Origin of the sequence: Pseudoalteromonas atlantica (assembly GCA_007988745.1) — a bacterium.
Taxonomy (GTDB): domain Bacteria; phylum Pseudomonadota; class Gammaproteobacteria; order Enterobacterales; family Alteromonadaceae; genus Pseudoalteromonas; species Pseudoalteromonas atlantica.
The window spans coordinates 1-11,096 of sequence record BJUT01000082.1 but is presented as its reverse complement, the minus strand read 5'-3'; the positions used below and the strand labels follow the sequence as shown (position 1 = coordinate 11,096).

General features: G+C 37.7%; 14 protein-coding genes. 2 read left to right on the top strand and 12 right to left on the bottom strand.

Features of this window, described 5'->3' with window-relative positions:
- Positions 1 to 98 precede the first annotated feature (98 nt).
- From PAT01_RS19165 to PAT01_RS19135, 6 genes are all read right to left on the bottom strand, one after another.
- Complete coding sequence (locus PAT01_RS19165) at positions 99 to 746, bottom strand: Vat family streptogramin A O-acetyltransferase (RefSeq protein ID WP_404821062.1); 648 nt, start codon at positions 744 to 746, stop codon at positions 99 to 101.
- A gap of 106 nt (positions 747 to 852) precedes the next feature.
- Entirely contained in the window at positions 853 to 1,332 is a 480-nt protein-coding gene (locus PAT01_RS19160; protein ID WP_054981709.1) for a hypothetical protein, read from the bottom strand.
- Positions 1,329 to 2,171 carry a hypothetical protein gene (locus tag PAT01_RS19155; protein ID WP_054981708.1) on the bottom strand — a complete coding sequence of 281 codons (843 nt, stop codon included), beginning with the start codon at positions 2,169 to 2,171 and terminating at the stop codon, positions 1,329 to 1,331. Before PAT01_RS19155 ends, PAT01_RS19160 begins: the two co-directional genes overlap by 4 nt.
- A gap of 134 nt (positions 2,172 to 2,305) precedes the next feature.
- On the bottom strand, positions 2,306 to 3,628 hold the full coding sequence (locus PAT01_RS19150) for a DUF6602 domain-containing protein (RefSeq protein WP_054981707.1): 1,323 nt from the start codon (positions 3,626 to 3,628) through the stop codon (positions 2,306 to 2,308).
- Positions 3,629 to 3,983: 355 nt separating this feature from the next.
- Positions 3,984 to 4,235 carry a Rho-binding antiterminator gene (locus PAT01_RS19140; RefSeq protein WP_004587073.1) on the bottom strand — a complete coding sequence of 84 codons (252 nt, stop codon included), beginning with the start codon at positions 4,233 to 4,235 and terminating at the stop codon, positions 3,984 to 3,986.
- Positions 4,236 to 4,250: 15 nt separating this feature from the next.
- Positions 4,251 to 5,090 carry a DUF417 family protein gene (locus tag PAT01_RS19135; RefSeq protein WP_154946009.1) on the bottom strand — a complete coding sequence of 280 codons (840 nt, stop codon included), beginning with the start codon at positions 5,088 to 5,090 and terminating at the stop codon, positions 4,251 to 4,253.
- Between the two features lie 96 nt (positions 5,091 to 5,186).
- On the opposite strand from PAT01_RS19135, the gene PAT01_RS19130 reads away from it, so the two are divergent.
- The gene (locus PAT01_RS19130; protein WP_154946008.1) at positions 5,187 to 5,621 is read left to right on the top strand and encodes a GNAT family N-acetyltransferase; all 435 of its coding nucleotides are present in this window, start codon (positions 5,187 to 5,189) and stop codon (positions 5,619 to 5,621) included.
- 3 nt (positions 5,622 to 5,624) lie between these two features.
- Here the strand turns inward: PAT01_RS19130 and PAT01_RS19125 are convergent, their stop codons facing one another.
- The 6 genes from PAT01_RS19125 to PAT01_RS19100 form a co-directional block, all read right to left on the bottom strand.
- Complete coding sequence (locus PAT01_RS19125) at positions 5,625 to 6,260, bottom strand: trimeric intracellular cation channel family protein (protein ID WP_154946007.1); 636 nt, start codon at positions 6,258 to 6,260, stop codon at positions 5,625 to 5,627.
- A gap of 486 nt (positions 6,261 to 6,746) precedes the next feature.
- Entirely contained in the window at positions 6,747 to 6,926 is a 180-nt protein-coding gene (locus tag PAT01_RS19120) for a hypothetical protein (RefSeq protein WP_064387091.1), read from the bottom strand.
- A 50-nt stretch (positions 6,927 to 6,976) separates the two neighbouring features.
- Positions 6,977 to 7,471, bottom strand: coding sequence for a hypothetical protein (locus tag PAT01_RS19115; protein ID WP_318299772.1), 495 nt, complete (start codon positions 7,469 to 7,471; stop codon positions 6,977 to 6,979).
- 20 nt (positions 7,472 to 7,491) lie between these two features.
- On the bottom strand, positions 7,492 to 7,956 hold the full coding sequence (locus PAT01_RS19110) for a hypothetical protein (RefSeq protein WP_055018918.1): 465 nt from the start codon (positions 7,954 to 7,956) through the stop codon (positions 7,492 to 7,494).
- Positions 7,957 to 7,998: 42 nt separating this feature from the next.
- Complete coding sequence (locus tag PAT01_RS19105) at positions 7,999 to 8,592, bottom strand: RDD family protein (protein ID WP_154946006.1); 594 nt, start codon at positions 8,590 to 8,592, stop codon at positions 7,999 to 8,001.
- A gap of 147 nt (positions 8,593 to 8,739) precedes the next feature.
- Positions 8,740 to 9,894, bottom strand: a complete 1,155-nt coding sequence (locus PAT01_RS19100; protein ID WP_004587069.1) for an iron-containing alcohol dehydrogenase — start codon at positions 9,892 to 9,894, stop codon at positions 8,740 to 8,742.
- A gap of 221 nt (positions 9,895 to 10,115) precedes the next feature.
- Between PAT01_RS19100 and PAT01_RS19095 the strand changes: the two genes are divergently transcribed.
- Positions 10,116 to 11,015: a LysR family transcriptional regulator gene (locus PAT01_RS19095; RefSeq protein ID WP_055255486.1), complete on the top strand. Its 900-nt coding sequence runs from the start codon at positions 10,116 to 10,118 to the stop codon at positions 11,013 to 11,015.
- The last annotated feature ends 81 nt before the right edge of the window (positions 11,016 to 11,096 follow it).

Here is an 11,096-nt window from a genome sequence, read left to right as displayed (position 1 = left end):
AACGCCCCAGTAAGGGGCTAAAAATTGTTTGCTAAAATGTGTAGCGAAGCGAAACCGAGCAAACTGTTTTTAGTCCCGCTTAATTGGCTTGTTAAGTGTCACTTGGCACAATCAAGCTTTGAAAGATCAGCTCCTGCAATTGCTTCAAGATTTAATGTGATTTTCTCTGCTGACCAATCCCACCAAGCTAGTTGAAGTAACTTATCAATGACTGGTTGCTCAAATCGTTTTTTTATTATTTGTGCAGGGTTACCACCGACTACACTATAAGCAGGAACATCTTTGGTAACGACAGACTTACTTGCAATTACAGCACCATGTCCAACTTTAACTCCAGGCATTATTGTAGCTTCATATCCGATCCAAACATCGCTACCTATTTCTGTATCTCCTTTAAATGGTAACTCTCCTTCTTTAGGCATTACTTTTTCCCAACCATTTCCAAATATATAAAATGGATAAGTAGAGAAACCAGAGTTTTTATGGTTAGCACCATTCATTATAAATTTTACATTTTTTGCAATAGCACAAAATTTTCCAATAATTAACTTATCTCCAATAAATGGAAAATGATATAGCACGTTACTTTCGAAGTTTTCAGGGCCGTCAGGATCATCGTAATATGTATAATCACCAACTAATATATTTTCACTTTTTATATAGTTTTTAAGATATCCCACTTGTGGAAATCCATTCATTGGTTCTTTATTATTTGGATTTGGACCTATCAAATCAGACTCCTCAATATTTGTGACACTTAACGCCCGTTTAAGAGTCAAAATATAGTTGGCTAAAATAGGTGAACGTAGTGAACAAAAAGCCAACTGTATTTTGTCCTGCTTGAAATTCTTTTTAAGTATCCGTGTCATGAATAACCATCATGTTTTTTAGTATTGTAATTAAAACTGTAACAAGCTCATATATAACTATAAAAGCAATACTTGCTACAAAAATCTCTAAACTTGAAAAGAGTTTTTGTTTTAGGTATTCAGGTGACAAATCAAAAACACTTAAAGTTAGAGGGTAATCCAATGTTCTTAGATATGGCAGTGCGACTATGAAGCACAGACAAACGACAAGTATTTTTACATCCTTTTCTAAGCTAGTAATAAACCTTGAGAATTTTTGACTAGTTTTTGCTTTTTGTTTGGTTTCTTTAGATGAACCAGACAGAACACTCACCACTATAGAAGTACAGGCAAGAACACCACCTAAGCATGCGCCTAGCACTGGTGGTAATGAACGCTCTAGAATATGAAATGAATCAGCTTCGACGCTAGACAATAAAATAGCTATTGTAACTAATATGGCTAAATAGATTATTGTTTTCATTTTTTGAATGTATACCTATGCCTGATCATTTCAACTATTTCAGCAACATCCTGAGGTTTATAATTTTCCAATTCAAGCTCTGTAATATTGCCATCGATTACAAGCAATTTAGCACGAGTTTTACTTCCAATGCTTTTATATTTATCTTTGAGAGATTTTTTTCCTCGAATATTCCAAGTTCCTGCCCCGTCTTTAACCCAGTCCACCATTGCGTTTAACCAACTAGATGGTTTCAAATTAAGGTTACCATCTGGATTTTTAAACACAGGAGAAAATTCTGAGGCATTTGTTTCATCAACGACTTCATGAAGAAATTCTCCGATTTCTTTCTTTGTGCTACCAAATAGGTTCGGAGCAGCAAGATTAAACTTAACTTCACTTACATACTCAAAAGATTCAAATACTTCCCAAAAAGCGCTATCTACTGTTTTTGGATGAACGTGAGCTCGAACTCCACGCTCAGCTAAAATTATATTATTTGATATGTTTGAGAATGCCTTTGCAGCAACATTGGCACTGCTAAAGACTGAGTTTTTGTTTTCCACAAGAATTACTTGTTCACTTCTATCCCAAAGCCAGACTACGGGTGGAAAATCTTCCTCATTATGAATTTCAAAATTACGGTCATGAAGTTTAACACTGGATTTTTTTGAGATAACTCCAGCCATGTAACCATTTAAATGGTCATTTATATAAACTTTGATAGAGTATTCATCATCCCTTTCTTTTGCCATATCTAGGGCTTTTTCAAACAAGGTTATATCTCTAGCTTGGCCTTGTTCGATAAATAACTCTTCATCCATCGGAAGTAGTGATACCAGTAAAACATTCAATTCCATTTTCGAATACTACTCCATAGTAGATTGAGGATACTTAACGCCTTACTAATGGGCGCATAAATGCTTGGCTAAAATTGGCGACGAAGGAGCACAAGCCAAGCGTTTTGCGTCCTTTTGAGTAACTTGTTATACGTTTATTCCATAAAGATCATATTCATATAAGTAGGTCTGATTTTATTTTCTTCACACCATAAATCGAACTTGTCACGTTCAGATGAAACAAAACCAGTGCCATCGTCATTAGTAATTATATGTGTTAAACCATTAATAGGTCTCAAATAATTGCCATCAACCATAAATTCTCTAGAGCTCGTGAGTGAGTCAACAACATCCTCTATACAAGAGTTTTCATTCTTTTGTAGATGTTCTTGCATACCTTCATCTAACGGTAAATAACCACCCTGCATTGCCATAATATTTATTGCAGACATTTCAGCGGTTCCTATAGCGTACGGTGCCCACACACCATCATTTTCTCGAACAAGTTCTTTTTCTTTGATTTCAATAGTTTTATATAACCATCCTGCTCGATCTTCTATTTCTTTTGGTATAGCTAAGAGTAATGGTTGGATATTATCCATGTGAAGCCCGTCATCCCAAGGCATCTTTACATCAAAATATATTGAAATTTTTGACCAAATTAATTCCAATATCATTTTCGCTGGATTATGCCTAGTTGAAAAAGATATCACCCAAGAATCTTTATCCTTGATAACAGTAAAAGGGATGCCATTTCCTTTAACAATACAATACTCATTAGATGTAACTAGTGTTGGGAGGCTTGGAACTCCAAGTCCTTGAGCGCCTTCTTTTCCTTTCTCCTCAAGGATATTTATAAAAGCGGTTCTTAACCCGTGCTCACTTTTATAACCTTCATAGCCTTGAATAATGCTAACTGGAGCTAACGACTCTTGAACCAGTGCATAGAATAAAATACCTTCGCTTTTCGAAAGACGATGAATATCCAAATATTTCTCTGGTGCTATTTTTCCCGTAATTTGAGAGAAGTGCTTTCTAGCAACTCTAATGTCGGGTTCATAATTTTCGTTTCTTAACTTATTTTCAAAATGTTCTGAAAATCTTTTTCTTATTCCCCCAAGGTGCTCAAATGCATCCACATAATCTTTTTTTCTTAGAGTTTTCTTAACTTCAAAAATACAAAGAATATTTTCAATTTCATATATGTATTCATCCGTTAGACCATATCTGACACCATCACCGTGCACCAACATGCAATCAATCTGTTCCGGTAACATTTCACCGGCTATTGATATAAAGCCAGAGACTACTTGTAAGTTTAAATTCTGTGGAAGAATAAATGCTTGATCGATGCCTTGTTTTGTAACCTGTTCATACGCACTACCTAGTGTAGGCATGTGTGGCATATCGAAACCTTTTAATTTCGTGGTTTCTTCTTCAATAAATGCCTCTAATAGTTGAGAAGCTTTGAAAATCATCGGGGAGCACCATCCTTGAGAAACGTATAACAGCTTATTGAACACCACTTTGGGGGGTTATAACACCCCAAAACGGCGCATATTACATCGCTCAATAATTCCACTAAATAACTGCAATGTAAACAAGCAATTAGGTATGCAGTGAAAAAGCCTTTGTTGCTTTGCACCAAATAACTTTTAATAATGTTATTGGACAAAGTCAAAATAGCTGTTTATGTGAACAGTTCATTCTAAAGGTAAATTTTGCCTTTGTACATTTAGCCGTATGAGTTAAAGCATTGGCTAGATAAGCGAGCCTTAACATAATGATGAAACAAGCTCGCTGGGGTTTTTAAGATAAAAATGAGTGAAGTACTTACTTTACATCAAAGTTCACATGATCAAAGTAAGGGTTACTCTCACGCGCTTTAAGTAGACTAATTGTAGTGAGCACAATAAGCTTTAGCTCGCCATTTACGTTAATGGCAATGCACTCTTGTTTGAGTGCATTGCGTTTTGTATCAGTTGCTACACCACATACACTATCACCATTTTTTAAAATAAGCTCAACGCTTAAATGGTGCATACAGGCAATTTCGATGTAATCGTAATGGTTGCAACTGATCATAACGTCCTCTTTAAATTATTTAGCTGGCTTAAGTAGCATTAAAGTGGCAATAACAATTAAGTTGCCTACATACCATAAATCTTTAATTACAAATTGCCCTAAACGCTCTAATAATGTGCTTGAGCTAAATGCACCGGTTGCGGTTATTAAAAATGTTTGGGTCATTAAAAATACACTTAAACACGCTAAGCCACTAACAATAATAAGCTTTTTATTGTTAAGTAAAATGCCCGCACCAAGTAGTACTGTAAATAATACATCAAACCCACCAATGATATTTGATGCGCCTTGTACGCTAAATACCGTGTATAACCACGACATAAACGGTGAGGTTTCTACTAGGCCTACAATGGCTTTGGCTTCAAACTCATAAAATTTCATGCCGCCAATCCACAGTAACACCATAGCAACCGGTATAAAGTTTAAAAGTACGTGTTGTTTGTCTGTTAGCTTATTTTTATAAAACAAAAATAAATACAAAGGGATGGTAGCAAAGTATTTAATTATGCCTTGCCCACTGCCAATAATTGGAAAGCCGCCTAACTGTGCCATCCAGCGGTTACTGGCAAATAGGGTAAGCAAAGGCACTATGCTAACAACTAATGCGAGTATAACTGCAGGCACAGGCTTTATTAATTTTAAATGCGCAGCTAAGGTGGTGGCTGCCAACGCAATCATAGCGCTGCCTGTGAGCAAACCTAATGTATTGTTACTTAGTAAGGTATCAAGTTCATAAAAACTAAAGGTAGCTGAGAGTGTGTTTGGGTTTGCACCTAAAGCAAACGATACACCAAGTAATGCAAAGCTGAGTGTAAGTAAAAAGGTGAGTGCGTTATTTGTGTGTGTTATGTTCATTGTGTGCCCATTAAATCTGTAATGGCTAATAAAGACCTAATTTTTACAAAAAATGATTCAACTAAAATTAAATTTTTAAATACAAGGAAGGACATTTTGGTTTTTACGTTTACAAAAGCCACGCCCGAAAAGCGCAGCTATTTATTATGTCTTAGAAAACTTACTATGGTAGAGCACCTTGAGGTGGCCGGCTTGTTTTTAACTGAGCAACAGCATAATGAAAGGGTTGACGAGCAATACGATTGCTCTCATCTCATACAGTTTAATGGTGATACTATAGGTACGCTAAAGTACAAGGTATGGGGTAGCCACATTGAAATAATGCAATTACAAATACACCCCAACCATCAAAATAAAGGCTACGGCAGAGGCGTAATTGAGCAAGTAATTAAAACTGCACAGTTAAAGCCTATCAAACTAACAGTACTTAAAAACAACCCTGCTAAAGCACTTTATACTCGACTAGGCTTTAAGATCACTGGGGAAGATAACTATGAGTACCATATGCAAACCCAGCCTATAAATAACTAAGAGCTACTCTCTTTGATCTTTAAAATCTTTTTTTCTGAAAATGGTTAGGTGCCAGCCCCATTTAAGCGAGCCTAGCCTTAAAAATACCGTAGAAAACAATGAGCCTAAAATACACCAAATATAATCAATACTTAAAGTAAACAACGCTGCATATACAAGTCCGCCAATTAAACAGGCAGAGGCATAAGGTTCGTTTCGCATAACCGAGGGCAACTCACGACAAATTACATCGCGTATAAGCCCACCAAAAATACCGGTTGTTACACCCATAGTAATGGCGATTAACATACCTGTGCCGCTAATCAGCGCTTTTTCGATCCCCATAATATTAAACAAACCCATGCCTATGGCATCAACGAATAAAAAATAAGAGTTATTTACATGAGGCAAGTAACGTACAAATAATATTGTGGCCACAATGGCTGCGTAAGTTGAGTATAAATATTCGGGCGTAGCAATCCAAAATACAGGCTTATTTAGCAAAATATCTCTGAGAGTACCGCCGCCAAGCGCAGTGACAGTAGCCACCACAACCACCCCAAAACCACTTATGTTTTTTTCGTAGCCTAGCAGTGCTCCTGCAACCGAAAAAAAAGCCACTCCGAGCAGCCCCAGCACCATAAAGTATTCAGCAGTCATGTGCATTCCCTTTTAAATTTTATACTTTGGTGTATCAATTTATATGCCAGATGTAATTAGCAAAAGCCAAAAGCGAGGATTAAAAGTACAATTAAAAACAATGGGTTAATAAATTTTTGATGAAATTAATGATGGGCTATTATGATATGCGATATTTAAAAAGGTAATTATTTTAAAAGTGAGTAGTTTTTACACATTTTTTATTTTTAGCTGAGTCCCCTTTTTTAGTCAATTACTAAGCTCATTAATATACGTACGGGAAAGTAAATAACGGCTGGAATGCCGAATAACCAATTGGCAAAGTCTTCGGGCATTACATAAAACGCAACCTGCTTCACCCAATATCTAATACCAACCCGCAATAATACTTAATCATTTTTAGGGGCTAAACGTGTCGCTATCTGCGTTAAAAAATTCTCATTTAGCATAACTAAATAACGAATTTTTTGCCTAGCTATCAACACGTTTATCTATCCTCAAAATAGATCACTTAATTAAGCGGATTGGTATAAACTCTACATACTGCGCTAAAAAGTCATTAAGCGATAAGCTTAAAAATGCTAAATTATTACTGATTAAAACCCAAAGCGCATATACACCGAGAAGGCCATCTCCCACACTGCCAATATAAGATGAGTAACCAATAAATAATAACAAGCCGCGCATGGTAAGTCCCTATTAGCTGTGTTGTAGAGTTAGATAATAAACTCGCTTAGTTAGTTACAGCCTTTGTTGGTTTTAGCAAGCAGAACGTCATGCACACTTGCATGTGCACCACAGTAAAAAATATAGTTAGAACAATGGTAGTTTTCATCCTTAATATTTAAACCATTCTCATCAAATTCTAGCTCAAACTTACAGTTAATGTCGTATTCGGGCTCTTGTTCTTCAAACACCAGTTTTTTATCCTTTAGTACTAAAGGTAATGGTTCTGTAGTTCCCTCAAGCGGCGCTGTGATAGTGCAAATATGAAAGTTGTAGCCCCATATAAGGCCTTCTGTAAAATATTTTTCGCCTTCTTTGAATATATTTATGTAACTCGTTTTTAGTTTAAAATGCTCATTACTTTCGCCTCCATCTTTGTTGAGCATAGGAGTCGCGCTCGTTATTTTATCCGTTGTGGAATAACATCCTTCAAATGAGCTTGCATATGAATATCCACTAAAGATGACACTTACTAGCATCAAAAATATTAAAACCAGTTTGCTCACCACTGCTCCTTGCTGCGCTGTTAATCTTCGTCAAAAAAACGGCCACTATCATCTGTCATTTTCACTGGTAGGCCGTTATCAACCATAAAATAGTAAAAACGTAGGTCGTCAATTAAATCTGGAGCGGTTATTTCAATATCTTGGTATGTCGCGTTTTTAAACTTAAATCGTAAAATATGCTCAAAACGCTTAGTTTGGCAATAAAGCACTTCTTCTAGCTCAGACACTTTTATATTTATGCCGAGTAGTTCAAACTCGCCATTTACAATTTCAATTGCATGAGCCTGTTCTGTGTTTGCACAATACCACTGTGAAAAAAACCTCAATAATACAAACGCAAAGAGGTATAAAAATTGATGCAGCAAAGGCTGTTCAATAAATACCTCTACCCAAAATAAAACTATAACTGCGATAAATGTGTTGAAACCAAGCGTCCAAAGTAGTTTTGCGCTGGGTGTTTTTTTGTACCTTGTTAGTTTTTTCATAAATCCCTTTAAAGTATTATCCTTCGCTGAGTATTGCTATTGCTAAATATTACTCACTTTTGTTCCCGCTATATGATCGTGTAAACAGCGTTTATCTTTTCCTAATATAAATGCAGGGTTTACAAATCCAGCAATGAACTGACCTACCGAAGGGACCAGTGATAACAGCTGCATAGGTAACATGCGTTTAAAGTAAATAGTTATAAAACTTGCTTTTGTGCCGTCTAGGTTTTCTATACGAATAGACATACAGTATTTACCAATAGTTTGTCCGCATTGATACATAAGGTAGGCATGAAGCACTAACGTAGAAAACACACCGTAAACAAATAAAAATGCAGATAAACCCAGATTTGGTTGGCTTAAGTTATCAAAACCGATATACATTATTACAGGTATAAAAAATGCTATACCTAATAGGCCGTCAATAATAGCAGCAACAAGCCTGTCCCCGCGTGATGCTTTTTCTCCCGCTATTTTTAGGTCGGCATTGTGTGCGGGCTCTTGCGCTTCTCGGGTTTTTATAAGCTCGTCTATTTCTTTTGCGCGCTCAGGAAAACGTTCTCGGTCAATGACTTTTGCGCTGGAGTAAAGTTCATCTAATGTGTAGGTAGAAAAGTCTATTGGGGTGTCCATGCTTGGGGTATTCCTTAACGTAATTTAACCCAAAGTAGCATAGCTTTAGTAATTTATTCAATAATCTATGTAAAAAATCTAGTTCAACATTTAGCTTTTTGAGCATAAAAAATGGCGCTAAAAAGCGCCATTCAAAAAACAATTAAATTAAAGCGCTAGGCTTAAAATTTTCTTCGCTTTAGCTATGTCAATATCGCCATGTTCGCCAAGGGCTGTCATGCCGTTACGCTCAAGGTTGTTGGCAACGGCTTCAACCGCGTCTTCACCTAGGTCGTAATCGCCAAGTTTTGTTTTAATGCCCATTTGCTCAAAAAAGTCTTGAGTATGTTTAATGGTTGCATCAATCAGCTCGTTTTTGTCTTGCATATCAAGGCCAAATACACGCTCACCTAACTGAATAATTTTAGCGCGTTTTTGCTCTTGCTGAACAAACATAAGCGGCGGTAATACAATTGCAAGTGTTACAGCGTGATCTAAGCTATAAAGCGCTGTTAGCTCGTGGCCAATCATATGCGTAGACCAATCTTGCGGTACGCCTTGGCCAATTAAGCCATTTAGTGCCATCGTTGCCGACCACATTACGTTTGCACGAACATCGTAATCTTCTGGGTTTTCAAGGGCTTTAGGGCCTTGCTCAATTAGCGTAGATAAAATGCCTTCGGCAAAACGGTCTTGCAGTGGCGCATTAACTGGGTACGTTAAGTATTGCTCAATAACATGTACAAACGCATCAACTACACCGTTAGAAATTTGGCGAGTTGGCAGTGAGAATGTATACGTAGGATCAAGCACAGCAAATTGCGGTTGCACTATTGGCGTACCAAAGGCACGTTTTTGCTGGGTTTCTTTACGGGTAACAACTGAGTTACCGTTGCTTTCTGAGCCAGTAGCCGGAAGCGTTAATACCGCGCCAATAGGTAATGCACTTTTTACTTCTGCGCCATTAACTAAAATATCCCAGCCGTCGCCTTCGTATTTTGCTGCTGCCGCTACGTATTTAGCGCCGTCGATAACACTACCGCCGCCTACAGCTAATATAAAGCTAACGTTTTGCTCTTTCACAATTTCTACAGCTTTAGAAAGTGTTTCGTAAGTTGGGTTTGGCTCAACTCCCGAAAACTCCACAAAGTCCACACCTTCAAGTGCATTTACTACATCGTCATATACGCCGTTCTTTTTGATCGAACCGCCACCGTATAAAAACATGACCTTGCCTTGGCTTGGTACGCGGCTTGCGATCTCATTAATTTGATCTTTGCCGAATAAAATCTCGGTGCGGTTTTTAAATGCAAAATTTAACATATTTGTACTCTACTTGGTTACGGGGCACAGCCCCTGGTGCTCATTGCTTTATAAAATGGGAATTAATAGTTAACTTTCAAGTAATTAATTACCTATTTTATAAATTAAATATGAAAACGGTTAATGTCTAACTGAACGAGCGCAAGTGTACGCGCACTTTACAATAACTAGAATTCAGTTAATCTTGCTTTACCCATCGGATTTCTGATACCTAATGTTTTATGTCTTATTTTGTACAATTACGCACCTTTGTTGAGGTATATCGTTGTAAAAACATCTCTCGGGCTGCTAAAAATTTGGGGCTGTCGCAACCAGCTGCAACCGCGCATATACAAACAATGGAGTCGGTGGTAGGTAAATCGTTATTTGAGCGGCGTCACCGAGGCGTAGAACCAAGTAATGCCGCCCACGATTTAGCAGGCCAAGTGGCAAATCACCTTGATGCTATAGAGCAAAAAGTCGCCTCTGTACGCACCCGTTCTAACGATGTGAGCGGAACGATTACACTGGCTGGGCCCGCCGAATATATTAGTTATGTTGCCTCAGCACAGCTGGCAAATTTGTTACAAGCAGGCAATGTTGATGTGGTCGTGCTGCCTGGTAATCGTGAGCAAATTTATTCAGCGCTTGATACTGGCGTTGCCGATATGGCTATTACAGCCTCCCTGCCCGATAACAAAATTTACGACTTTGAAGTGCTCGACAGCGAAGAGCTAGTACTGGTGGCGCACCGTTTATTAGCGCAAAGCTTAGAGGGGCAAACCATTACGCCAGCACTTTTAAATACGCTGCCGGTGGTCAGTTACGACAGTCAATTACCGCTTATACGCCAGTATTTTGATATTGTATTTAAGCAAAGCTGTACGTCAAAAATAATTGCCCGCTGCCCCGACATACGCGCGCTCGCCGGCATAGTAAGAACTGGTGTAGGCTATACCGTGCTGCCTGATTATATATGTCATGACGATATTCAATCGGGTAGGTTAATTAAACTTGGTCCGCAAGGGCCGGAAAACAATTTGTACTTAGCGTGGCGTAAAGGGGCGCTTGCCCACCCACGGCTTAATTATGCCCGCGATGTGTTAATGGCTTTTTCTAATATTAATAAATACGCAAAATAGTTTTTTAACTTATACCAATCCGCATAATTAAGTGATCTATTTTGAGGATGGGTAAACGTGATGATAGCAAGGCAAAAAATT